At 36.6% G+C, this 23988-nt stretch carries 24 protein-coding genes and 1 riboswitch; of the genes, 4 read left to right on the top strand and 20 right to left on the bottom strand.

The features are described 5' to 3' along the window. Positions 1-48: 48 nt before the first annotated feature. The 8 genes from tenA to EG344_RS06500 form a co-directional block, all read right to left on the bottom strand. Complete coding sequence (gene tenA / locus EG344_RS06535) at positions 49-699, bottom strand: thiaminase II (RefSeq protein ID WP_123908787.1); 651 nt, start codon at positions 697-699, stop codon at positions 49-51. Continuing rightward, positions 686-1519: a bifunctional hydroxymethylpyrimidine kinase/phosphomethylpyrimidine kinase gene (gene thiD, locus EG344_RS06530; RefSeq protein WP_123908786.1), complete on the bottom strand. Its 834-nt coding sequence runs from the start codon at positions 1517-1519 to the stop codon at positions 686-688. Before thiD ends, tenA begins: the two co-directional genes overlap by 14 nt. Beyond that, complete coding sequence (thiE, locus tag EG344_RS06525; protein WP_123908785.1) at positions 1516-2151, bottom strand: thiamine phosphate synthase; 636 nt, start codon at positions 2149-2151, stop codon at positions 1516-1518. Before thiE ends, thiD begins: the two co-directional genes overlap by 4 nt. Next, entirely contained in the window at positions 2148-2945 is a 798-nt protein-coding gene (gene thiM, locus EG344_RS06520) for a hydroxyethylthiazole kinase (protein WP_185145594.1), read from the bottom strand. The genes thiE and thiM overlap by 4 nt, the downstream gene beginning before the upstream one ends. A 60-nt stretch (positions 2946-3005) precedes the next feature. Next, positions 3006-3098, bottom strand: a riboswitch (TPP riboswitch). A gap of 59 nt (positions 3099-3157) precedes the next feature. Further along, positions 3158-4999, bottom strand: a complete 1842-nt coding sequence (locus EG344_RS06515) for a carbon starvation protein A (RefSeq protein ID WP_185145593.1) — start codon at positions 4997-4999, stop codon at positions 3158-3160. A 185-nt stretch (positions 5000-5184) separates the two neighbouring features. Next, positions 5185-6228: an alpha/beta hydrolase gene (locus EG344_RS06510; protein WP_123908784.1), complete on the bottom strand. Its 1044-nt coding sequence runs from the start codon at positions 6226-6228 to the stop codon at positions 5185-5187. Between the two features lie 23 nt (positions 6229-6251). Then, positions 6252-6635 (bottom strand): DUF3037 domain-containing protein, encoded by a 384-nt coding sequence (locus tag EG344_RS06505; protein WP_123908783.1) that lies wholly within the window; start codon positions 6633-6635, stop codon positions 6252-6254. Then, on the bottom strand, positions 6622-7395 hold the full coding sequence (locus EG344_RS06500; RefSeq protein ID WP_123908782.1) for a HipA family kinase: 774 nt from the start codon (positions 7393-7395) through the stop codon (positions 6622-6624). Before EG344_RS06500 ends, EG344_RS06505 begins: the two co-directional genes overlap by 14 nt. Positions 7396-7495: 100 nt before the next feature. Here EG344_RS06500 and EG344_RS06495 point away from each other — a divergent pair, with 100 nt between their 5' ends. Together EG344_RS06495 and EG344_RS06490 are read left to right on the top strand one after the other, a co-directional pair. Beyond that, positions 7496-8338, top strand: coding sequence for an alpha/beta hydrolase family protein (locus EG344_RS06495; protein ID WP_123908781.1), 843 nt, complete (start codon positions 7496-7498; stop codon positions 8336-8338). A gap of 94 nt (positions 8339-8432) precedes the next feature. After that, positions 8433-8948, top strand: a complete 516-nt coding sequence (locus tag EG344_RS06490) for a hypothetical protein (RefSeq protein WP_123908780.1) — start codon at positions 8433-8435, stop codon at positions 8946-8948. 94 nt (positions 8949-9042) lie between these two features. Here the strand turns inward: EG344_RS06490 and EG344_RS06485 are convergent, their stop codons facing one another. The 10 genes from EG344_RS06485 to EG344_RS06440 all read right to left on the bottom strand — a co-directional run bounded on the left by EG344_RS06485 (position 9043) and on the right by EG344_RS06440 (position 19481). Next, complete coding sequence (locus EG344_RS06485) at positions 9043-9648, bottom strand: hypothetical protein (protein WP_123908779.1); 606 nt, start codon at positions 9646-9648, stop codon at positions 9043-9045. A gap of 14 nt (positions 9649-9662) precedes the next feature. Then, complete coding sequence (locus EG344_RS06480) at positions 9663-10484, bottom strand: flavin reductase family protein (protein WP_123859259.1); 822 nt, start codon at positions 10482-10484, stop codon at positions 9663-9665. A 78-nt stretch (positions 10485-10562) separates the two neighbouring features. Further along, positions 10563-10874: a GxxExxY protein gene (locus tag EG344_RS06475; protein ID WP_262697954.1), complete on the bottom strand. Its 312-nt coding sequence runs from the start codon at positions 10872-10874 to the stop codon at positions 10563-10565. Between the two features lie 129 nt (positions 10875-11003). Next, positions 11004-12251, bottom strand: coding sequence for a fumarylacetoacetase (fahA, locus tag EG344_RS06470; protein ID WP_123908778.1), 1248 nt, complete (start codon positions 12249-12251; stop codon positions 11004-11006). A 56-nt stretch (positions 12252-12307) separates the two neighbouring features. Then, the gene (locus tag EG344_RS06465; RefSeq protein ID WP_123859261.1) at positions 12308-12769 is read right to left on the bottom strand and encodes a hypothetical protein; all 462 of its coding nucleotides are present in this window, start codon (positions 12767-12769) and stop codon (positions 12308-12310) included. A 73-nt stretch (positions 12770-12842) separates the two neighbouring features. Further along, complete coding sequence (hppD, locus tag EG344_RS06460; RefSeq protein ID WP_123908777.1) at positions 12843-13973, bottom strand: 4-hydroxyphenylpyruvate dioxygenase; 1131 nt, start codon at positions 13971-13973, stop codon at positions 12843-12845. Positions 13974-14210: 237 nt separating this feature from the next. Beyond that, complete coding sequence (locus EG344_RS06455) at positions 14211-15002, bottom strand: hypothetical protein (protein WP_123908776.1); 792 nt, start codon at positions 15000-15002, stop codon at positions 14211-14213. A 138-nt stretch (positions 15003-15140) separates the two neighbouring features. Continuing rightward, positions 15141-16415: an acetyl-CoA hydrolase/transferase family protein gene (locus tag EG344_RS06450; RefSeq protein ID WP_123908775.1), complete on the bottom strand. Its 1275-nt coding sequence runs from the start codon at positions 16413-16415 to the stop codon at positions 15141-15143. Positions 16416-16635: 220 nt separating this feature from the next. After that, positions 16636-18147: a succinate CoA transferase gene (locus EG344_RS06445; protein WP_123908774.1), complete on the bottom strand. Its 1512-nt coding sequence runs from the start codon at positions 18145-18147 to the stop codon at positions 16636-16638. Positions 18148-18329: 182 nt separating this feature from the next. After that, positions 18330-19481 carry a homogentisate 1,2-dioxygenase gene (locus EG344_RS06440; RefSeq protein ID WP_123908773.1) on the bottom strand — a complete coding sequence of 384 codons (1152 nt, stop codon included), beginning with the start codon at positions 19479-19481 and terminating at the stop codon, positions 18330-18332. A 122-nt stretch (positions 19482-19603) separates the two neighbouring features. Here EG344_RS06440 and EG344_RS06435 point away from each other — a divergent pair, with 122 nt between their 5' ends. After that, a complete protein-coding gene (locus EG344_RS06435) occupies positions 19604-21673 on the top strand; it encodes a TonB-dependent receptor plug domain-containing protein (protein ID WP_123908772.1) in 2070 nt (689 codons plus the stop codon). Between the two features lie 50 nt (positions 21674-21723). Next, positions 21724-22131 carry a thioredoxin family protein gene (locus EG344_RS06430; protein WP_228412871.1) on the top strand — a complete coding sequence of 136 codons (408 nt, stop codon included), beginning with the start codon at positions 21724-21726 and terminating at the stop codon, positions 22129-22131. Positions 22132-22496: 365 nt separating this feature from the next. Here EG344_RS06430 and EG344_RS06425 read toward each other — a convergent pair whose 3' ends face one another. Both EG344_RS06425 and EG344_RS06420 read right to left on the bottom strand, forming a co-directional pair. Then, complete coding sequence (locus EG344_RS06425) at positions 22497-22976, bottom strand: cupin domain-containing protein (protein ID WP_123908770.1); 480 nt, start codon at positions 22974-22976, stop codon at positions 22497-22499. A 3-nt stretch (positions 22977-22979) separates the two neighbouring features. After that, a complete protein-coding gene (locus EG344_RS06420) occupies positions 22980-23972 on the bottom strand; it encodes an NADP-dependent oxidoreductase (protein WP_123908769.1) in 993 nt (330 codons plus the stop codon). Positions 23973-23988: the final 16 nt, after the last annotated feature.

Genomic DNA, 23988 nt, shown 5'->3' with positions numbered 1-23988 from the left:
TGTAGTGGTTGATAACATAATGGATGATTGAGGTATTGTGTCTCTTCTTTACTTCCATCTTTTCAATTCGTAAGCAGCTTCCCAAAAGTGGAATTCCATTCTGGATGCCATAATAAAAGCTTCGGTCATTTTTTTTCTGGTTTCTTCAGTACTATTTTCTGCTATTTTATCACCTATAGCAATAGCCTGTTCCACTGCCGCTGAAAACTCTTCTCCAGCATAGGTGGCGATCCATTTTTCATAGGGATTGTTAACGGTGTTTTGAATCTCGTAAATATAATTTCCAACCTCACGATAAATCCAGAAGCAGGGGAGAACTGCGGCAACTGCAATTTCCACAGATTCCAGAGCTGCCGTACTTCTCAGAAAGTGAATATAATGATGGCAAGCAGGTTCTAAAACCCCTTTATCACTCAAACCAAAATCTTTGAAGTAAGATTCATGCAGGGCATTTTCTACTACAATGGCATTTTCAGCGAACCGCATAAAAGTGAGTACATCCTGAAGATCAGTAATCTTTGCAGCAATGATTGAGAGTGTTCTTCCAAAGTGCTCCAGATATAAAGAGTCCTGAGCCATATAAAAACGGAATTTTTTCTGTGGTAGGGTACCATCAGAAAGTTCTTTGATAAAAGGCATATCAAGGATAGACTGATAATGTTTTTCTATAGCGTTCCAGGTTTGTTCAGACCATTTCATTTTTGATAAGTTTTTGTGGATTAAAAAAGTGATTAAGAGGACCATTTCCTAGCCCTGTTTGCACATCTATGCCGTTTTTTATGGCTTGATAAATATATTCTTGTCCCAGTGAAACAGCATTATATAAGGATTTTCCCTGAGCAATATATGCTGCTATTGCTGAAGAAAGTGTACAACCGGAACCATGAGTATTGTTCGTGTCAAATTTTATTGTTTCGAAAGAATGAAAATTCTCATGTTCATCATAAAACAGTGACGTAATCGTTGAGGTTTCCTGATGACCACCTTTAAGAAGAATTGTTTTACACCCCAGCTTTTTGATTTTCTTTCCGGCTGTGTATAAATCTTCTAAAGTTTCTACTTTCATATCTGCTAAAATTGCAGCTTCATCCATATTGGGAGTGATAACATCAGCAATGGGGAAAAGCATTTCAGTGAGTGCTGTGATGGTTTCTTCTTCAATTAAACGATGTCCGCTGGTGGCAACCATTACAGGGTCAAAGACAATAGGTATTTTAGGATATTCTGCTAATGTGGAAACAATAGTTTCTACCAGTTGAGGCGTATGAACCATTCCAATTTTTATAGCATCGGGAACAATGTCTTCCAAAATGGCTTTGATCTGGTCAGCAACTGCCTCTACGGGAATAGGATATATTTTTCGTACTCCCTGTGTATTTTGTACAGGCAAAGCCGTTAATACAGATGTGGAAAAGCAACCTAGAGCAGAAGTTGTTTTAATGTCAGCCTGAATACCAGCACCGCCGCTTCCGTCGAAACCTGCAATAGTTAATACGGAAGGATATTTGTATTTTTTCATTTTACAATTTCATTTTTTAATTCATAAGCTGCTTTTTGAGGATCAGCAGCACTGCATATTGCGGAAACTACTGCGAGACAATCTGCTCCGGCATTGATTACTGCTCTTGCATTTTTCAGATGAATATTGCCTATTGCAACCAAAGGCTTTTCTGTAAGCTGCCTGATTTGAGTAATTCCTTCCAATCCCCATTCTATAATAGTATCTGTTTTGGTTTTTGTTTTAAAAACAGGGCTTATTCCCAGATAGTCGGCTACTGCAGTTTGTTCGTTGCCAAGCTGAGCCAGGTGTTCTATAGAATAACCAATCATTTTATTCCCGATCAAAGGTCTCTGCCTTAGACCCCGAGGAGTTGCATCGCTGCTGCCAACGTGTATTCCAGCTGAATTTACTTTTTCAGTAACAGTGATATTATCGTTGATGATAAGAGGAATACCATATTTATCTGTAATCTCAATAAGCTGTGTGGCTTTTTGAAGGAATATTTCATTGTTGTCATTTTTTTCACGAAGCTGTATAATATCCACACCTCCTAATATGGACTGTTCAGCAACTTCCAGGAAGTTTTTTCCCATACAATCTGCTTCAGAAATTACCAGGTATAATGAGTAAGGGAAAGTATTTATACTCATGATCTTTCAATTTTTAAATGACCGTTAAATTCTTCTTCTGTAATGTTGTATAGTTTATCAATCAAGTTGACTTGAAGACTGCCTGGGCCTTTGCTTTCACGAACAGCCATTTCGCCTGCTATTCCCAATAATGACATTGCAGCGGCAGTTCCAGATATTGTATCTTCCGTAACACTTATAAATGCTCCGATTAATGCTGTTGCAGAACATCCCAGACCCGTTACTTTGGTCATGAGAGCATGTCCGTTTTTGATTTGTATAGATTGATTTTGGCTCAGGATAATATCCGTTTCACCCGAAATACATACGATAGTGTTGTATTGGTTAACCAGGATGTGTGCAGCTTCAACAGCGTCATTACTTTCTGCTGTACTGTCTACCCCTTTGGTGACTGTTGTATTGGTTTTGGCGAGTGCGATAATCTCAGAAGCATTACCCCTGATTACTGTAGGATGGAATTGTAACAGCTGATGTAATACCTGATCACGAAAAGAGGTAGCTCCTGCACCAACCGGATCCAACACCCAGGGTTTATGGAGTGTATCAGCAGTTTCAGCAGCTATAAGCATAGATTCTGCCCAGTATTCATCAAGAGTACCAATATTAATAACCACCGAATGGGCTATATTGATCATTTCTTTGATTTCAGAGTGGGCATGTGCCATAATCGGAGAAGCTCCTGCAGCCAAAAGAGCATTGGCAGTATTGTTCATCACTACATAGTTGGTTATGTTATGAACAAGAGGAGACTTTTGTCGTACAAGTTGAACTTCTTGCCAAAGATTTTTTTCCATTGTTATCATTAAAATAAAAATAGCTTTAGGAAAAAATCCGAAACAAAAGACATCAAGAAATCACGTCATTTTGCTTTTTCCTACGTCGGTGTAAGCCGTATCAGGTTCAAAGGGACTCTCTCAATTCTTTTCAGAATACCCCTAAAGCAAAACAAATGTATAAAAATTATCAGAGGAAGCAAAAGGCTTTAACAGATTTTGTAGAAAGCATATTATCTCTCTACCAGCTCTTTTACCGGTTCTCCGTAATAATCAATTTCTGTTGTATTGATCTGAAGAAGCTGGTACCATTTCCTGAAAGCCCCTATGAAAACAATCAGCATCAGTATCATTGCTGTTACAGCTAAAGCAGCCAGTAGATATTGTTCTTTGGGAATATAAATGCTGGTCACCTGAATGTATCCTGCCCAGAAAGTAATGATTGCCATAAAAACACCGGGAATGGCAGAACATAGTGCATATTTTCCCCTGTTCATTCTGATGAGCATCGTAGTACAGACAATTAAGCCACAAGCAGCCAACAGTTGATTACTGATTCCAAATAATGGCCAGATACTGCTTACATTTCCGGTATATACCAAATATCCCCAGGCAAAAGTAAAGAGTAAACTACTGATGATAATTCCGGGAACCCAGTTTTTATCATTAAATTTTGGAACAACAGATCCTAACATTTCCTGTAAAAAGAAACGTCCTACTCTGGTGCCGGCATCAATAGCTGTAAGAATAAAAACAGCTTCAAACATAATGGCAAAATTATACCAGTAGGCGGTCAGTTGATCCATATAAGGGATTTTGTTAAAAATGTGAGCCATTCCTACCGCCAGAGATACGGCACCGCCCGTTCTTCCATAAAGGTCAATACCTATTTTTTGAGAATAATAATCGATGTCTACTCCATGTAATGAAGGGTGCGTTGCAAGGAATGAATCATAAGCCTCTTTCGGGGTATTGATCGCGAAATAGTCGCCTGGCATCAGGGTGCAGGCCGCAATTAAAGCCATGAGTGCGACAAAGCCTTCTACCAGCATGGCGCCATATCCCACGAAAAGAATTTCTCTTTCTTTGTTGAGCATTTTCGGTGTTGTTCCTGTAGCAATCACGGCATGAAATCCTGAAATTGCTCCACAGGCAATCACAATAAAAATAAAGGGAAGTACAGGACCTCCAATGACAGGGCCACCACCATTTACAAATGCTGTAATAGCTGGCATCTGTACAGTAGGGTGGATGACAATAACGCCAATGGCTAGCATAATGATCGTCCCGATTTTAAGATAAGTTGAAAGGTAATCTCTTGGAACGAGAAGCAGCCAAACAGGTAATACCGATGCCAGGAAACCATAAAGAGGTATAGCAATAGAAATGGTTTTAATATCCCATGAAAATAAATTATTCAGGGTAGGATTCTGCATAAGACTATGCCCACCGATAATTCCGGCAATTAATAGGATTCCTCCCAGAATACTGGCAAAAAGAACACTATTTTTTTTATAACGCATAATCAGCCCCATAATGATGGCAATAGGCATTGTAATGATTACCGTAAATAATGACCATGAGGCTTCGTGCATCGCATTGATACAGGCAAGTGACAATCCTGCCAATGTGAGAATTAATATGAATAAAATGGCAAAACCGGCTACTGTTCCGGTTGTTTTACCAATTTCTTTTGAAGCGATGGTAGCAAGACTTTGCCCCTTATGCCGAACCGAAGCAAATAAAACAACCATGTCATGCACTCCTCCGCCCAATACACAGCCAATTAAAATCCAAAGAGCGCCGGGCAAATACCCGAATTGAGCCGCCAAAACAGGTCCCACAAGAGGTCCGGCGGCAGCAATAGCAGCAAAATGATGTCCGAAAAGTACATTTTTATTCGTAGCTACATAATCTTTTCCATCTGCAAATTCTACTGCGGGAGTGGTGTGATGATCATTAAGTTTAAGTACTTTGTTGGCAATGAAAATACCATAAAACCGATAGGCTATGGCAAAAATAAGTACCGATGTAAATATAAGAGTAAGTGCATTGATATTGTTCAAGAAATCCATATCCTTTAGTTTTTTTTAAGTGAATAATATAAAGTATCGGCTTTTTTATTGAGAATGAATCAAATATTAGCCAAGGTAATTATTTTTTCAATAAAAACAGATGATATGTATATCAATCTAGCAGATTTGTCCTTTTATTTTTGATCGTATTTCTAATAGTGGGGGTTCTGGTTATTTTGGTAAATCTAATGTATAGTTTTATTTTTTTGAGAAACGATAAAGTCTACCGTTTGATCTGTCATTGTATCAAGAGCTGCTTTATCTGTTGTAGAAAAACTGTGTACTCCATTATCAATGATAATTAAAGAAGTTTCTACTTTTGCGCGTTTAAGTCTTCTGTGTAATTTTTTAGATTGACTTAGAGGAACTATTTTATCTTTATTCCCCTGAACAATTAAAGTCGGAACTCCCGTTTCTGTATAGGTTGCAGGAGATATAGTTTTTAGATAATCGATGGCTCTATCCTGATCTTTTGTTAAATCATATCCTGAGATTCCTTTTACCAGGCCTTGCTGTAAATTAACAATCTTTTTTGAAACCATTCCAATCATGGCTACCGGAATTATTCCCAGTCTGGTATGGAAAAGTTTGTTCAGATCAACAGGTCCGTAATGGTCAACTACATAATTTACTTTTGCCGAATAAGATGAAAGGTCAGGACTTCCTTTAAATGCATCATCTGGGGTGTAGGCTGCTACAAGAGACAGATGGGCTCCTGCTGATGCCCCAAACAGCCCTATATTATTAGTGTCGAAGTTATATTTTTCAGCATTCTTTCTTACCCATCGCACGGCATCCTTAGTATCTTGTAATGGGAGAGGAAAGTGGGTGTTGTCATTCAGAAGGGTATAATTGATACTGATCACGACATATTGCTTTTCCATCAGTTTGGCAATCGTTGTTTCAAGATAATTGTCAGCATAAACGGCTTTACTGCCTTCTATCCATCCGCCTCCGTGAACATAAATTAGTACAGGGAGTTTACCTGAAAAGTTTTTGGGAGTATACAGGTCCAGCATCAGAGAATCTCCTTTTTTACTGGTTTTATAAATGATATTTTCAGAAACCATTGCTATTTCCGGTAGAAGTGTACTTTTTACCCGTTTAGCTTTTTCCGGTGATTGAGAAAATGATTGAGAAAAAAATAAACCTGAGAAACTTAAAGATAAAATAAAAAACAGGTTTGTGAAAAACCTGTCAATTGATATGTTGTTATTAGATGATTTCATAAGATTTTTTTTAGAGGGAAGTATTACTTTACTAACTCCTCAAAAAGTTTACCAAAAGTAATATTCAGGTCCTTAGATTTTCCGGGATGAGGTCTTGAAGTTTGTACAACAGCACTTCTTACAGCAGTAAGCCAGCGGAATCGTTCAGGAATATCAAACTGAGCAATAGGCCCGCCATCCTTATCTCCATTGGCAATTTTCTGAAAGCTCTCCAGGTTTTGGATGATATCATCATAATCCAGTTTGCTGTGCATCAGCTTGAATTTATCAGGACATAAATAAAATTCCACCCGGATAAATTTTTCTTTTTTGGAAAACATAACCAGTCCGATATTGAAAAATTCTTCTCTCTCAACTTTTGGTACCAAGCGTATTACCGCGTATTCGTATATTTTATCCTCTTGCATTTTTAGCTTCGTTTACAAAGATTTGAGAATTTTCTAATCGGGTTTTCAGGAACTGAAAATAAATGTCACGGATCTCTTCGGGAGTTTCATCCGCATCGTTCCAGTGCAGCCAATCTTCAGGAATAGCATTCACAATATCCCTGAAAAGAGTTTCGTTCAGTACTTCATGCGCAAACTTATCTGCTTCATCCAGCATTTTAGCCTTAGGAAGAAGAATATGATCTTTCACATATTTGAACGGAGTTTTAGCCGCTGCATCAAAATTCTGCCATGAATGATGAAAATAAAATGAAGCACCGTTGTCAATGATCCAAAGCTCTTTATTCCACATCAGCATATTGGCATTCTTAAATGTACGGTCAATATTGGTAATAAAGGCATCCAGCCATACTACTTTTGAGGCAAGAAGCGGATCAACACTTACTCCCGGATCATAGGTGATGGAGCCGGACAGATAGTGCAATCCTAGATTTAAACCCTCAGAAAACTTTAGCAGATCCTGTATTTCCTCATCGGCTTCTGTTCTTCCGAAATCCGCATCAAGGTTAACAAAGACCAATTCGGGAATTTTGAGTCCCAAAGCTTCTGTAATCTTTCCACCTATAAATTCTGAGATCAGCATTTTAACTCCATGACCCGCGCCACGGAACTTTAAGACATACTTAAAGTCATCATCAGCTTCTGCCAGGGCGGGAAGGGAGCCTCCCTCTCTCAATGGCAGAATGTAACGCATTACCGTTACTGTTCTTAAATTCTGCATGTAGCAAAAATAAGGTTATTTTTTAATAATTTTTTTCATAAATTTCAAATTAAATTAGTGTTTTAAATATTGAGAATATTAAATTAAAACCTGTTGTTTTATGAATCTGATTAGGGAAAAGAATATTTATTTAGAAAATAAAGAAACAAAAGGGTTTCTTGCTGATGCTTTTTATAGTGATACTCAAGAAAAACAGCCTTTGGTCATTTTTGTTCATGGGTATAAAGGCTATAAAGATTGGGGAGCATGGGATTTAATGGGAGAGAAGCTTGCAGGAGAAGGTTTTTTCTTTGTAAAGTTTAATTTTTCTCACAATGGAACCACTGTAGATGACCCTCATCATTTTGGCGATCTTGAAGCCTTTGGAAATAATAATTATACCAAAGAATTGTCTGATTTAGGGATTGTTATTGACCATTTTATCCTGGATCCGCATGTAGATTCCGAAAAGATCATTCTGATGGGGCACAGTAGAGGAGGAGGGATTTCCGTTATTAAGACTTTTGAGGATGAAAGAATCAACGGATTGATTACTCTCGCCAGCGTAGATACCTTGGATCGTTTTCCCACAGGTGATTTTTTTGAAAACTGGAAAAAAGAAGGCGTTTATTACGCTTTGAATGGACGTACTCAACAGGAAATGCCTCATTACTATCAGTTTTATGAAGATTATGAGCAGAATATACACCGTTTTGATGTAGAACGGGCTACAGAAATGGCTAAAGCGCATATGCTGATTATCCATGGAACCCGTGATGAAGCTGTTGATGTAAAGCACGCAGAGCATCTTCACATTCTTAATCCGAATTCAGAACTTTTTCTTATTGAGAATGGAAATCATACCTTTGGAGCTAAAGAACCCTGGACAGACTCTACGTTGCCGGAAGATCTGAACATTGTAACAGAAAAGTGTATTGATTTTTTAGTTAAAAATCTAAAATAAGAAGTCTTCAGAAATAGTGCTCAAAATGTAAGTGATTTAAAATAAATCTATTAGAATCACGTTGTAATAAATTACCACTATACTAAATTTTATTATGAAAAAAACGATTACGAGCGCATTAGCGCTGTTGTTATTAGGAACTGTTATTTCCTGTAAAAAAGAAACCAACACTCAATCTTCTGTAAGTACAGATACGCTGGCTACCGTAATGCCAAAAGATTCTACTGTTAGTGCAAAGATGGATTCAGTAACGGATACTGCTTCTTCAGCAGCAGTTCAAGTTGAAATTATTACCAAAAATGATGGAAAGTATCCTCATGATATCAAATTATTTGAAGACAAGGGCCTAACTGAAAGATTGAAAAAATTGGTAGGAAAAGATTATGATGAAATGATAAAAAATTTCGACGTAGAGAGTCCTATTGTCTCTGAAGGTGGAATCTATAAACTTCATGGATGTAAACAGCATGATTGCCCTGGATATGCTACTTCTGTTTACTATGATTCCAAAAATGATAACCTAAATGTTTCCATCGATAAAAACGGTAAAGTAACTGAGTTTGCAGAAAAGGGAAAAATTACCGTTTCAAAAACATTGGATACTAAATAATTATTTGGTATTCGTTGCAGGAATCATATAATATTAAAATAAATATTGCTTTTCAATAAAAAAGGAGTGAAATTTTCACTCCTTTTTTATTGAATTATTGTTCGGTTTTTACCGCATTCTTTTTTATTGACTTTAAAAGGCTTCTGAAGTTTTTCATCGTCATCATTTCACTTGTCGGAGTAAAAATGGTTGCCTTTTCACCTTTTTCCAGTGATACTTCAGAAGACGCTTTCAATGAATATATTTTTTTCATAGTTTTAATATCATAAACATCCATCATCGCAAAGGTTTCATTTTTCTTATAGTCATCCAGTTCACCAATAGAACGGTCTAAAGAGCTACGAAGCTTCATGGTATAAATGTTAACCAGAAAATTAAAATCAGAACTGTTTTTCAAGGTCTCAAGATCTTCCACTTCAGGCTCAAACGGAATACTGTTTTGAATTATATGTTCAGCTTTGGCCATTTTTAAATCAAAAGCATTGCCACTACTTAAATCTTGAAATAGCTGCATTGCTTCTTTACTCATCATTTCTCTGTGGTGCGAATCTACACCCGTTTTGATGTTGTTAATCAACCATTTTTTGTCTTTTGAAAACACCAATGATTTACTGTAAATCCCATAATCTTTTTTAATAGGGTAATAAACACATGATTGTAAAGTGATTGATAAAAAAAAGAAGAAAGCATATTTTTTCATGATTTGTATTCAGATTATTTAATTAAAATCTTCCAGGCTTCTTCAATGTTGCTTTCCAACAATAGCTTTTGGGCATCTTCATGAATATTTTCATCAGAATAATATTCTCCGGAAGGTAAAACTTCAACGTTCGCCAGCATTCCCAAATCATTTCCTGTAAATACTTTACTGTATTTGATAGCATCCGGCAAAAGATCAAAGCCAATTCCTTTTGTTACCAAAGGTTTAGGAACTTCAAAAAGGCTGTTTTCATTACTTCTGGAATACCAGTTGCTCCCTAAACGGGCGACCATATCCAGTTTTTGCTGATCTAAATTTCCTGCTTCATTCAGGTATTCTTCCCTAATATGAATCTTCTGAACCTCACAGATTACAAGATTTCCTGATCCTCCTTGGTTTCCTAAATGTTTTATTTCTAAGACTTTACATTCAAAGTTCACAGGGCATTCTTCAATCAGTTTGGGTTGTATCAGGTCAGCGTCTTTCATCGTAAGACCAGACTTTACAAATTCATTGACTCCTGTTTCATACTCCGTAGAGGCCAAAGAAATCTGCTGTACGATTGGAAAGTTTACTGTTCCAATAACAACTTCCGGTACTTCTAATACATTTTCAAGCGTATGTTTTGTAGTATTGTCACGTACTCTCCTCGATGGTGAAAAGATCAGAATTGGAGGAACCGTACTGAACATATTGAAAAAACTGAATGGAGATAAGTTATGATTGCCGTCTCCATCCACCGTAGAAGCCAATGCAATAGGACGAGGTGAAACGGCGGTTTGCATGATGGTCTGAAGCTGTACGGCGGTTATCTCAGAGGGGGTTACTGTTTTCATATTTTTAGTTAACTATAAAAATGATAAAACCACAAAAGTCACAAAAGTTTTTAAGTAAATAGCTTTAATCTTTAAAAATCAAAAAAACATGTCGTAGTATTTATTTACAAAGGTTTCCTGTCTGTCATGATAAAGATTTTTTACATTAAAATCAACTAAGATGCCTTTAGGTTTCTTCATTAAGTTGATGTAATTTAGAAGCTGAGCCTTATGAATATCATTTAATTGAACAACTGATTTGAGCTCAATAACAATTAAATCTTCAACTAAAAAATAGCAAAAGAAATCACAATCTATTTCTTTTCCTTTATAATTTACAGGAACCTTCAGTTCAGATTTAAAACTAATATTTCTTAATCTTAATTCATCTTCCAGGCATTTATGATACACACTTTCCAATAAACCAGCGCCTAGAATTTTGTGAACTTCTATGCAGGCGCCGTTTTATTTTATAGGTCAAATCAGTTAAATATGGCTGTGTAATTATAAATCCTTTTGTGACTTTTGTGGTTAAATTAATTAATGTGTTGGGATAATTTTACCGGAAACTTCACCGAAACCTACTCTCACACCATCTTTCTCAGCCCATGCCTTCATGGTAACGGTATCACGATCTTCAATGAATTTTCTTTCTTCACCGTTGCTTAATGATAAAGGATTTTGACCTCTCCATGTTAATTCAAGCATAGAACCGAAAGATTTTGGATCACTTCCTGAAATTGTTCCACTTGCATACATATCGCCAACTTCTACATTACATCCATTTACGGTATGGTGAGCCAATTGTTGGGTCATGTTCCAGTACATATGTTTGTAGTTACTTTCGCAGATCAGATTTTGTTCCCCATTTTCAGGCTGGATATAGACTTCAAGGTTGATATCGTAGTTTTTGTCTCCTTCAAATTTTAAATAATCTAAAACTTCAGGATCCTGTGTAGGAGAAGCGGTTCTGAATGGTTCCAAAGCTTCAAGGGTAACTACCCATGGAGAAATAGATGAACCGAAGTTTTTCGCTAGGAATGGCCCAAGTGGAACATATTCCCATGATTGGATGTCTCTCGCAGACCAGTCGTTAAATACTACCATTCCGAAGATCGCATCTTCAGCATCTTTAGTAGAAATACTTTCTCCCATCTCCGTATTTTTGTTGATGATGAAAGCCATTTCCAATTCAAAATCCAATTGTTTACTAGGCCCAAAAACAGGTTTATCTGCATCAGCTGGTTTTGTCTGACCTTTAGGACGGTTAATGTCTGTTCCGGAAACAACAATAGATGAAGCTCTTCCGTGGTAACCTACCGGTAAATGTTTCCAGTTAGGAAGTAAGGCATTGGCAGGATCACGGAACATTTTTCCTACGTTGGTAGCATGTTCAATGCTGCTGTAGAAGTCTGTATAGTTTGGAATATGAACCGGCATCATCATTTTTACTTTATCAAGATCATAGAAAGCCTCTTCAATTGTTTTCTGGTCTTTTGACAATGCCGAACCTTCCTGTAATAATGCCTGAATCTTTGTACGAACAGCATTGGTAACAGGTTTACCCAATTCGATAAATTCGTTGATGGTATAGGCTTCAAAAACATTGTCATCCAATCCTTCGATATCTTCAAAATAGCCAAGATCATAAAGGGTAGCAAGATCAATAACCTGATCTCCGATTCTTGTACAGCATCCGATATATTCTTTATTGAATACTGCGACTCCAAAAGGAATATTATATATAGAAAAATCCGAATTTGAGGAATAGTCTACAAATGATTTCATAAGTTTAGATTTTAGTTAGATTAAAATATCATCCCGAGAAACTTTCCCCAAGATGTTTATTTTGCCTTTTTTGAGTAAGAGGCTTCATCAATCCATCGGTCTCTGGTATTGATATCGATAAGATAGAGAATATTGTCCTGTTGGGTAAGCAAAAGTGTTTTTGTGACAGGCATCGGGACCTTTTTGCCCTCAAGCATATCCGCTCGTAAAGAAACGATGTTCTTTTTTCGGATAATATCACCGGTAAAGACATTAGAACTGCTTTCCCCCGTAGATTTATCATCAAAAACCTCAACATAGGTTGCATTACTTCCTTTAATTACAATAAAATCTCTTTCTGTGTGGTCTGCTTCATCTTTAATGAAAACAAACTTTTTGTTGTTGATATCTACCTTTTCAAGATTTTGATTGATACCTCTTCTTGCTTCAAGTCTGTCCAGAATTGCATTCAGTGATCCATATTGTGCTTTTACACCTAAGGTCCCAAAGAATAAAATTCCAATTAAAAGTTTTCTCATTATGCTGTGTTTTATAAAAAAGTTTTGTCAGAACTTTGCATCCTGACAAAACTTACTATTTCTGGTTGTAAAATTAAAGATTTCCTCTTCTCTCCTGTTCTCTTTCTAATGCTTCGAACAATGCTTTGAAATTTCCGGCACCAAAACTCTGTGCACCATGTCTTTCAATGATTTCGAAGAATAGAGTAGGACGGTCTTCTACAGGCTTAGTAAAAATCTGTAACAGATATCCTTCTTCATCATGATCAATAAGTATACCTAAGTCTTGAAGTTTCTTAAGATCTTCATCAATATGACCTACTCTTTGAGGAACCATATCGTAATAAGCCTCTGGTGGAGCAGAAAGAAACTCTACACCACGTTTTTTAAGTTCAGTTACCGTATGAATAATGTCTTTGGTAGCAACAGCAATGTGTTGTACTCCTTCTCCCTCGTAGAAATCAAGGTATTCTTCTACCTGAGATTTCTTTTTACCTTCTGCAGGTTCGTTGATCGGGAATTTTGCAAATCCATTTCCGTTTGACATTACTTTAGACATCAATGCAGAATATTCTGTGTTGATCTGCTTGTCATCAAAAGAAAGGATGTTCACAAATCCCATTACTTTTTCATACCATTCCACAGTAGGGATCATTCTGTTCCAGTCTACGTTTCCTACACAGTGGTCTACATACAATAAACCAGCTTCCTCAGGTCGGTAGTCACTTTCCCATTTTTCATATCCAGGCATGAAAGCTCCATTGTAATTTTTTCTTTCCACAAACATGTGAACAGTTTCTCCGTACGTATAAATACCGGACATTCTTACTTCACCATGCTCATCAGTTAAAGTTACAGGCTCTAAATAAGGTTTTCCTCCTCTTTTAGTTGTTTCTTCGAAAGCTGCATATGCATCATCTACCCAAAGTGCCAAAATTTTTACTCCGTCACCATGTTTTTTTACGTGTTCGCTGATAGGAGATTCAGAGGTAAGCCCTGTTGTAAGTACCAATCTGATTTTTCCCTGTTGAAGCACATAAGATGCGCGGTCTCTTACTCCTGTTTCAGGACCCGCATATGCTACAGACTGAAAACCGAAAGCGGTTTTGTAATAATGGGCAGCCTGTTTTGCATTTCCTACATAAAACTCAATATAATCTGTACCATTAATTGGTAAGAAATTCTCTGCTTGAGCAATTTTCTCGGCAAATGTAAGTGTTGACATATTTTCTCTTTTACTTTTATTTTATTGGTATGCAAATTACAAAATTCTTGGATATAGCGAAAATATTACGGCTGATTCATTGAATATATTTAACATAAAGTGTAAGAAGTGTTCACTTAAGTATATTTAAGTTTCTTAAGTTCGAAATAAGCTGAGTACATTTGTAGAACAAAAAACAAGTGAGAAAAAAATATTTCGAACATGAAAGCCGCAGAGATCATCTGCGGCTTTCTTATGTTATATCGTTTCTATCTTTCTGTTGAGCATTCCTGCATCCGGATTATAGTTGTCCCAGATCTTCCAGGTATTATCTATTTTCTTGAAAAAATAAATCTGTGTACTGAGTTGGTTTACAAAATGTTCTTCTCCGCTTTCTCCAACTTTAAATAACAGATTCCAGAATTCTTGAGATTCCAGAATTTTTTTATTCGGTTCATCTGTAACCACATGAATATCAAAAACTTCATAGTTAGAACGATTGTTTTTGGTTACCAACTGAAAGTCTTTGTCGCAGAGCTCTTTACTGAATTGTGAAACTCTTTCCAGGAATGGAGAATCATCAAATACCAAATCTTTAAAAAGCTCAGTATTATGATTGGGAAACTGTTTGCAGAATTCGAAAGCGATGGCACAGTAGTCATATACCAAGCTGGTCATGAACGACAAGTCGTCGGTTTCGGTCTGATCCTTTTTCTTATGTCTTATGGAAAGGATATAGTCATTAAGGTCTTTATAGCCCAGAAAAATGCATATTTTATCCAGTGTTTTTAAGAATCTTAAATCACTGTGGGTTTTGTCCTGGTAATCATTTTCAAAAAAACGCTGCAGCGTAACGTGTGAGATCGTGCTTCCGATTTCAAATTTTTTACCTCCTTTAAGTTCTTCAGCTTCAGATAGCTCATCTTTAATGATTTCGGAAAGAATAATATAATGGCTTCTCTTCCATTCACTCACATTCCCCAAAACAGAATTCCTTACCTTCGAATGCTTTACAACTTCTTCTCGTATCGAATTATATATAGTCTTCAATTTCCTTGTTTTAAAAAGATTTTTATCAAAAACATTGCCAAAATATTAAGGCTTTTTTATGTTTTATTGGTATAAGTTAAAGATATTTTTTAAAACTCTAAATAAAAATTGAAGTTAAAATATATTATTAATTGATTATCAATGTTTAAACCTTTCGAAAGCCGCTTTTTCAAGCATCTCTCTGTCATCAGGATGGGCAATGCTAATCAGCTCCTGCGCTCTCTGGCGAAGGTTTTTCCCATATAGATAAGCAGTACCATATTCTGTAACAACATAATGGATATGGCCTCTTGTAGTGACTACACCTGCCCCTTGTTTCAAAAAAGGAACAATCCTTGAGACTCCTTTTTTCGTTCTTGCAGTGATGGCAATGATAGGCTTTCCATCTTCACTTAATGCAGCCCCACGCATGAAATCCATTTGACCACCAATACCACTATATTGCAATGTTCCGATAGAGTCTGCGCATACCTGTCCGGTAAGGTCAATTTCAATGGCAGAGTTGATGGCTACCAGTTTTTTATTCTTCATGATATTGATCGGGAAGTTGACCTCACTCACATCTCGGAAAGCGAAAACAGTGTTGTCATCCACATAATCATACAATTTTCTGGTTCCAAAACAGAAGCTGGTAATGGTTTTATTGTCGTTGTAGCCTTTATATTTATTATTGATTACATCATCCTGAATCAGATCTATGACTCCATCACTTAGCATTTCGGTGTGGATACCAAGGTCTTTATGGTTATGCAAACATTGTAAAACAGCATCAGGAATCGTTCCTATACCCATTTGTAGGGTAGAACGGTCTTCAATAAGTTCTGCTACATTTTTCCCTACCAGCATTTCTTCAGGGCCAACTTTTGAACTATAATCCACGGTGTGAAGTTCTTCTTCATGCCAAACCAGTTTATGGATTCTGCTGATGTGAATCATTCCGTCCCCATGAGTTCTGGGCATTCTTGGATTAACCAATGCAACAATAATTTTCGCGGTATCTACAGCAGCTCTTGCAATGTCTACAGATGTTCCCAATGTACAGAAACCATGTTTGTCTGGTGGCGAAACGGTTACCAAAGCCACATCCAGCGGGAGTATATTCTTTCTGAATAAAATAGGAATTTCACTTAAAAATACAGGAACAAAGTCTCCTCTGTCTGAATTTACAGCATCACGAACCGGCGTAGATACGAATAAGGAATTGACAAAGAATTTGTCTTTATACTCAGGTTTTGCAATTTCTATATTTCCTTGCTGGGTAATAGAAACCATTTCTACCTTGTCTAACCTGTGAGCTTGTCTTGCCAGTTCATCAATCAGATAATTGGGAGTACATGCGCTGCCGTGGAAAAATACACGGTTACCGCTTTTTATCGTATATATCGCTTCTTCTGCGCTGATGTAATTATTCATATTTTATCTTTTTTATTATAAAATTCCTGACTAATTTCTATTTCATAAAATGCCTAACCTCTCTCAAAGATAGTCTTTATATCCCTATTTATTTCAAATCTTATAAAGGAGATTAAAAGACTTTTATCATATTAATGGATCTTATAAATTTAATAAAAAATAAAGGACCAAATGAATAACATCTGGTCCTTTTATAAGGTTCAATTGAAATATAACATTCTTAATTGGAAACTTCGGCTGCTATTTCCTGCTTCATACTTCCGGTTTCTGAGAAACGTAAATGCCAGCTGAAGGCTTCTTCCAGAAGATGAGGCGTATGTCCTCCACGTTCACAGGCTCTGTCAAAATAAGATTGCAGTTCTTCTCTGTAATCAGGATGAACACAGTTATCAATAATTTTCTGAGCTCTTTCTCTTGGGGCTAATCCCCTTAAATCAGCCAGTCCTACATCAGTAACCAGAATATCAACATCATGTTCTGTATGGTCTGTGTGAGAAACCATTGGAAGCACGTGGGAAATATTGTTGCCTTTGGATGCTGCCTGGGTTACAAAAATACTTAAGTAAGCATTTCTTGCAAAGTCTCCGGAACCTCCGATTCCATTCATGATTTTTGTGCCGCCAATATGGGTAGAGTTTACATTTCCGTAGATGTCAAATTCAATAGCAGTGTTGATGGCAATTACTCCTAATCTTCTGATCAATCCCGGAGTATTGGAAATATTCTGAGGTCTTAAAACAAACTTATCTTTATATTTTGAAAGGTTTCCTAAAACTCTTTCATAACATTCTTTGGAAACCGTAATAGATGATGCAGAGGCAAAACTTAATTTACCAGAATCTATCAGGTCAAAGGTGCTGTCCTGAAGTACTTCGGAAAACATTGTTAAGTCATAAAAATTACTATCCTTAAATCCTGTAAGTACAGCATTAGCTACTTTTCCGATGCCTGCCTGAAGAGGAAGTAATCTGTCTGTAAGACGTCCTAGCTGGACTTCATTTTCAAAGAAGGCGAGAAGGTGTTTGGCGATGGCTGTCGTTTTCTCATCCGGTTCTGCAATATCTGCAGGACTGTCTTTAAGATTGGTGAAAACAATTGCTTCAATTTTATTGGGATCTACAGGAATACTTTTTCTTCCGATTTTATTCCATGGAGCTACGATAGGAATTACATTTCTGTAAGGATAATCTTCAGCCTGGTAAATATCGTGGATTCCGTATACTTCTTCCGGAACTTCCGTATTGATTTCAATAATCACTTTTTTAGCCAAAGCAGCAAAGGTCACTGAATTTCCTACTGAAGTGGTAGGGACAATACTTCCGTCTCTTTCGATATAAGCTGCTTCTATAATGGCTACATCAATGCTTTGAAGATTTTTGGTGTGTAGAAGTTCGGCACTTTCACTTAAATGCTGATCGATGAAAAGAATTTCACCTTTATTGATTTTATTTCTTAAAGTAGGGTCTACCTGGAAGGGCATTCTTTTTTTTAAGACATTGGCTTCTGCCAGTTTTCCGTCTGTGCCGTGTCCCAATGAAGCTCCGGTCATTAAAGTGACTTTAAGATCTTCTGTTTTTCCTCTTTCTGCAAGTGCCGGCAAAATGGCTTTGCTGTCACCTGCTTTTGTAAAGCCGCTGGACCCTATGGTCATACCGTCTTTAATCATTTTTACAGCATTTTCAGCCGTAGTTACCTTTTCGTGTAGACTTTCTAATCTGATTCTTTCTAACATGTAATATTGATTTTTATTAAACCACCATTACTTAGGATGCGATATGAAAAATAATGATGGCCATATGTGAACCATACCTTACAAATTTACGAAAAAAGCTGCTTTAAATAAAGGATTTAAAGCAGCTTTTATATGTATTCAGTAATAGTTTTTCTTAATAAGAGAAAAGATCTTCTACTGTTTTATTCCAACCATGAAGTTTTGTAAGACGGATCTTCCACTTTTAAAGCTTCTTCCGTAATTTTTAAAGGACGGAAAGGGTCAACCATTACCGCGTATTCCTCCGTAAATTTTTTCCCGATACTTCTTTCCATAGCTCCCGGGTGAGGACCATGAACGATTCCTCCCGGATGAAGGGTGAAGTCCATTAAATCGATATGATTACGGCTCATAAAATCACCTTCCGTATAGAATAATACCTCATCGGAATCAATATTGGAGTGGTTATAAGGTGCAGGAATAGCCATTGGATGGTAATCATACATTCTTGCACAGAAAGAGCATACTACAAAATTATGCGCTTCAAAATTCTGATGAACCGGTGGCGGTTGATGGATTCTTCCTGTAATAGGTTCAAAATTTTTGATATTAAACTTATAAGGATAGAAATATCCGTCCCAGCCTACCACATCAAATGGATGAGTAGCATAAATAAAGTCTGTGATCTGGTTTTCCTTTTTTACTTTAATTAAAAATTCTCCTTTTTCATCTTTAGGTTCTTTAAAAGAAGGAGCAATAATGTCTCTTTCACAAAACGGAGAATGTTCTAAAAGCTGCCCGAATTCATTTCTGTATCTTTTGGGAGTGTAAATAGGAGAGTGGCTTTCCAATACGAAGAATACGGTATTTTCAGACTGTAATTCTACCTGATAAATGGTTCCTCTTGGAATAATAAGATAGTCACCAACACCAAATTCAAGATCTCCCACAAATGTTTTCAAAATTCCGGTTCCTTCATGGACGAATAAAAGCTCGTCGCATTCTGCATTTTTGTAGAAATAATCCATCGATTTTCTTGGCTTTGCCAATCCCATTTTCAGATCGTTATTCATCAAAAGGATCTTACGGCTGTCCATGAAATCGTCTTCAGGAGTGACATTCATTCCTTTGAACATTCTTGGCGTAATGTTTTTCTCCACCGCAATTTTTGGAGTTACATCTTTCGGTTCCCCGATTGATTTGATCTGTGTAGGGCGGTGGATATGGTACAATAGAGAAGAGATCCCATGAAAACCCTCGGTTCCGAAAAGTTGTTCATAGTAAAATTTATCTTCCGGAGATTTAAAGACGGTATGCCTTTTTTGTGGGATGTTTCCCGATAGATGATATCTCATTTTACTTTCATATGTAGTTTCTCAAATTTAATCATTTTTCATGAATTGGCTCAATCAAATATTTACTGGCAAGTTTTGTAATTAAAAAATAATTGTTAGATTTGTCTAACAATTTTAATTTCATGAAGCGAATATTATTTTCTATTACTTTTTTATCCTCTTATTGTTTTGCCCAGGAGACAGACAGTTTAAATTTAAATCAACATAAAAACACAGATTCTGCAAGGGTTTTCAAAAAAGAGATCAAAACAAGTACTATTGAGGATGTAGTGGTAACCGGAACTATAAAACCAATGAGCAGATCCAAAAGCCCGGTGGCGGTTGAGATCTACAGTCAGAAATTTTTTCAGAAAAATCCTACTCCAAGTATTTTTGAAGCCATCAGTATGGTAAATGGAGTAAAACCACAGTTGAACTGTTCTGTATGTAACACCGGAGATATTCATATCAATGGTTTGGAAGGGCCTTATACCATGATCCTGATTGATGGAATGCCCATCGTAAGTTCACTTTCTACCGTATATGGATTGAGTGGAATTCCCAACAGTTTGGTAGACAGAATAGAAGTGGTAAAAGGTCCGGCATCTTCTATTTATGGCTCTGAAGCAATGGGGGGAGTGATTAATATTATTACTAAAAATGCTTTAACGGCTCCAAAACTGAGCGTAGATATGATGACCAGTACATGGGCTGAAAATAACCTTGACCTTTCTACAAAATTTAATCTTGGAAAGAATGTAGCTTCCTTATTAAGTTTAAATTATTTCAGTTTTAAGGAAAGAATAGATCAGAATAAAGACAATTTTACAGATTCTACTTTACAGGACAGAATTTCTATTTTTAACAAATGGAATTTTAAAAGAAAAGATAACCGACAGGCGAGTTTTGCGATGAGATATCTTTATGAAGACCGTTTTGGAGGTGAAATGCAGTGGAATAAATCTTTCCGTGGTAGTGATGAAGTGTATGGAGAAAGTATTTATACCAACAGAGCGGAAATTTTCGGGTTGTATGAATGGCCGATGAAGGAGCATATCGTGACTCAGTTTTCCTATAATTATCATGACCAGAATTCTTTTTACGGATCTAATCCGTTCAATGCTCTTCAGAAAGTAGCTTTTGTACAAACGTATTGGGATAGAAGTTTTGGAAAACATGATATTACAGCCGGGATAACTTTTAAAAGAACTTTTTATGATGATAATACTCCGGGAACTCTGGCATCAGATGGCATAACCAATGCACCCATGAAGTCCCCGATCTGGGGGGCATTTGTTCAGGACCAATGGGAGATTAATGATAAAAATACTTTGTTATTAGGATACCGTTATGATTACGATAAAGTGCATCACTCCATACATTCTCCAAGATTTGCATGGAAATTCTCGCCGAATCCGTATCATACATTGAGATTCAACTTCGGAACAGGGTTCAGAGTCGTGAATCTTTTTACAGAGGATCATGCTGCGCTGACCGGTTCCAGAGAAGTGGTAGTGAAATCAGATCTGCAACCTGAAAGATCTGTGAACGGAAATTTGAACTATATCTGGAAAATTCCTGTGGGAACCCGAATGGTGAATCTTGATGCTTCGGCTTTCTATACCTATTTCAGTAATAAAATTGTTGGTGATTTCGATTCTGATCCGAATAAAATCATTTATGATAATCTTCATGGATATGGAATTTCCAGAGGTGCTTCATTGAATGTGGATTTCAGTTTTTCATTTCCTTTAAGTGTCAATGTAGGAGTAACCTATCTTGATGTTTATCAGAAATATGATGATGAAAATCAAAAAACACAGCAACTGCATGCTCCAAAATGGAGTGGAACCTATAACCTGACCTATAAATTTCCTAGTAATCTGACGGTAGATTTCACAGGACAGTTTTATGGGCCTATGAGACTTCCGGTTTTGCCTAATGACTTCCGTCCTGAATATTCACCATTTTATTCGTTAGCTAATATTCAGGTTTCAAAGAGCTTTAAATCCGGATTTGAAGTTTATTGTGGCATTAAAAACTTATTCAACTTTACTCCTAAAGACCCTCTGATGAGGCCTTTTGACCCCTTTGATAAACATGTTGATGATCCGGTCAGCAATCCCAATCATTATACTTTCGATACCGCTTATGGATATGCTCCAATGCAACGTATCAGAGGGTTCCTGGGAGTGAAATATACCCTAAAATGAGACCTTTTATTTTATTTTTAATGTTTGTGCCCTGTCTTTATTTGTCTCAGATGAAGACAGGGACTTTTTCTGAACTGGAACGTTTACAAAAAGATTCTCCAAAACCTGTTGTAATTCATCTATATACGGATTGGTGTTCGGTCTGTAAAATCGAATCTTTTCGTTTGAATAAGGATAAAGAGTTAGTCGAAATGATGAATAACAATTTTTATCTGATCCATTTTGAGGCTGAAAAAACAAAAGAAAAGATCAATTTTCAAGGACAGGAATTTGAATATTTATCCAATGGTAATTCCGGGATTCATGAACTGGCGTTGGCATTGTCAAAAAACAAGGAACAGCCAGTTTATCCGCTGTGGATTTTCCTGGATAAGAATCAGAATTTGGTGTATTATCAGGAAGGATTATTGTCTCCTGAAAAAATGAAACAGAAATTGAAGGAGATTTCGGCTTTGTAGTATGTTGAAAATTGATAAGATGTAAAGTTCTGAAGCGTTGTATTTAAGGCGTCAGGGTTTTATCTGCGATAAAATTTGCATGCTGCTTATTTAAATGCCACGAATGCACGAATAAAATGATACTTGCAGAACTTCATGAATAAGATCTATGTGCTTATGTGGTTTAATAATTTTTACCCCATAGGCACATAGTTTTTTGAAATATATTAGAAATATTTATTCGTGCATTCGTGGCCAAATATATTGCCTAAAATCTTAGATTTTCTTGTCTCTTTGCGATTTCCAACAAGGATTAAGGCTCTCACAGATTACGCAGACCTTTTTCATCTGTGAAAATCTGTGTAATCCGTGGGGAAAAATAATCTTTAATCAATATTTTCACTCGCATCTATCAGTACAGCCAGTTGTATACAAGGTTCATCAGAACGGTTACTCCATGCATGGTTTGTTCCTCTTTGTATGACAATATCTCCAGGCTTGAGCAGGGTTTCTCCTTCTTCCATCATCAAATAAAGTTCACCGGAAAGGATGATAATATAATCTAATGTTGGTGTCTGGTGCATCATAGGATGAGGTTCTCCTTTTTTGAATTCGACGCCGAGATCTTTATCAGGAGGAATAACTACATATCGGAAATAGGTTCCGTTTTTGGGTGTTTGTGGAAATCCGGTATTGGGAATTCTTGTTTCATGATCCAGGCTTGCAGGAGTTGTTTGAGTATTCCAGATATCTGAAATAATGAGTCCAGGGAAATGTTCTATGGCATTTTCTACCTGTTGATCTTCTGCAATGATGGATTTTCCGTCTTTAATTCCTGTTACGATGCGTCTTGGTATTTTGTTCATTGGTTACGAGTTTTTCATGATAAGTTTATGACCTTGAGTCTGGTTATTTTTAAGAATGGAGTGTGCCTCTAGAACAGTTTCCAAAGAAAGATTACCTATTATTTTATGTTGTGATGGAACGATGGAACCATTTTCAATAAGTTTTGTAATTTCCTCTAAACTGTTTTTATAATAATCATATTGTTTAGCCATGCCGTAGGTGTAATTGGAGATATTCATCATTACAGTTCCTTTGTTGAAAAGAAGTTCATGAGCTTCCTTGGTGACAAGAGCAGTGACATCTACATAAGTACCATTGATTTTTAATACTTCAGCTGTGACTTTAGCCATATAATTTCCTACCAGATCAATTCCGATATCAAAAGATTGATGGTGATTGGCCTTTAAAATATTGTCTATAAGGTTTTCTTCTTTATAATTAACGATTTGATGGTCTTTTACCCCCAGGCTCAAAAGCATTTGTCTATTTTCTTCACTTCCAACCGTTGCAATAAAGTTCTCAATATGATGAGCTAATAAAATCTTAAGTAAAAAAGAACCTACTCCTCCGGCAGCACCTGTGATAAGAATCGTTTGTTGCGGCTGTAATTTTAACCGGTTAAAAATTTGTAAAGAAGTTAAACCTGCGGATGGAATAGAAGCTGCCTGTTCGAAGGAAATATTTTTAGGTTTGAGCGAAACAATGGCTTCCGGAACAGAAATGTATTCTGCATAAGTCCCATTGCTTCCCATAGAGCCACTGCCACAGAATACTTCATCTCCAATGTTGAATTGAGTAACATCAGCTCCTTTTTCTACAATAATTCCAGATAATTCCCTTCCTAATATAGGTGAACTGATTAACTTTCTTTCCAATTCATTTTCCAGCATCTGATAATCGATAGGATTGAAGCCACTTGCCTTGATCTGAATTAATACTTCATTGTTTTGGGGTTGAGGTTGTTCTGTAAAACCCTCTTCAAGTTTAAAATCTTTATTTAAAATAACTGCTTTCATATTGTTAATTTGATGT

This window comes from Chryseobacterium sp. G0162 (assembly GCF_003815715.1).
In the GTDB taxonomy this organism is placed as follows: Bacteria; Bacteroidota; Bacteroidia; order Flavobacteriales; family Weeksellaceae; genus Chryseobacterium.
This window is presented reverse-complemented; position numbering and strand designations above follow the sequence as displayed.

Bases quoted from the DNA above. Each gene is read 5' to 3' on its own strand.
- EG344_RS06435 (WP_123908772.1), top strand. From the start codon at position 19,604: ATGAAGCGAATATTATTTTCTATTACTTTTTTATCCTCTTATTGTTTT.
- EG344_RS06450 (WP_123908775.1), bottom strand. From the start codon at position 16,415: ATGAATAATTACATCAGCGCAGAAGAAGCGATATATACGATAAAAAGC.
- EG344_RS06490 (WP_123908780.1), top strand. From the start codon at position 8,433: ATGAAAAAAACGATTACGAGCGCATTAGCGCTGTTGTTATTAGGAACT.
- EG344_RS06500 (WP_123908782.1), bottom strand. From the start codon at position 7,395: ATGCAGAATTTAAGAACAGTAACGGTAATGCGTTACATTCTGCCATTG.
- EG344_RS06495 (WP_123908781.1), top strand. From the start codon at position 7,496: ATGAATCTGATTAGGGAAAAGAATATTTATTTAGAAAATAAAGAAACA.
- EG344_RS06440 (WP_123908773.1), bottom strand. From the start codon at position 19,481: ATGAGATATCATCTATCGGGAAACATCCCACAAAAAAGGCATACCGTC.
- EG344_RS06430 (WP_228412871.1), top strand. From the start codon at position 21,724: ATGAAGACAGGGACTTTTTCTGAACTGGAACGTTTACAAAAAGATTCT.
- hppD (WP_123908777.1), bottom strand. From the start codon at position 13,973: ATGTCAACACTTACATTTGCCGAGAAAATTGCTCAAGCAGAGAATTTC.
- fahA (WP_123908778.1), bottom strand. From the start codon at position 12,251: ATGAAATCATTTGTAGACTATTCCTCAAATTCGGATTTTTCTATATAT.
- tenA (WP_123908787.1), bottom strand. From the start codon at position 699: ATGAAATGGTCTGAACAAACCTGGAACGCTATAGAAAAACATTATCAG.
- EG344_RS06510 (WP_123908784.1), bottom strand. From the start codon at position 6,228: ATGAAATCATCTAATAACAACATATCAATTGACAGGTTTTTCACAAAC.
- EG344_RS06515 (WP_185145593.1), bottom strand. From the start codon at position 4,999: ATGGATTTCTTGAACAATATCAATGCACTTACTCTTATATTTACATCG.
- thiM (WP_185145594.1), bottom strand. From the start codon at position 2,945: ATGGAAAAAAATCTTTGGCAAGAAGTTCAACTTGTACGACAAAAGTCT.
- EG344_RS06480 (WP_123859259.1), bottom strand. From the start codon at position 10,484: ATGAAAACAGTAACCCCCTCTGAGATAACCGCCGTACAGCTTCAGACC.
- thiD (WP_123908786.1), bottom strand. From the start codon at position 1,519: ATGAAAAAATACAAATATCCTTCCGTATTAACTATTGCAGGTTTCGAC.
- thiE (WP_123908785.1), bottom strand. From the start codon at position 2,151: ATGAGTATAAATACTTTCCCTTACTCATTATACCTGGTAATTTCTGAA.
- EG344_RS06505 (WP_123908783.1), bottom strand. From the start codon at position 6,635: ATGCAAGAGGATAAAATATACGAATACGCGGTAATACGCTTGGTACCA.
- EG344_RS06445 (WP_123908774.1), bottom strand. From the start codon at position 18,147: ATGTTAGAAAGAATCAGATTAGAAAGTCTACACGAAAAGGTAACTACG.
- EG344_RS06425 (WP_123908770.1), bottom strand. From the start codon at position 22,976: ATGAACAAAATACCAAGACGCATCGTAACAGGAATTAAAGACGGAAAA.
- EG344_RS06465 (WP_123859261.1), bottom strand. From the start codon at position 12,769: ATGAGAAAACTTTTAATTGGAATTTTATTCTTTGGGACCTTAGGTGTA.
- EG344_RS06485 (WP_123908779.1), bottom strand. From the start codon at position 9,648: ATGAAAAAATATGCTTTCTTCTTTTTTTTATCAATCACTTTACAATCA.
- EG344_RS06420 (WP_123908769.1), bottom strand. From the start codon at position 23,972: ATGAAAGCAGTTATTTTAAATAAAGATTTTAAACTTGAAGAGGGTTTT.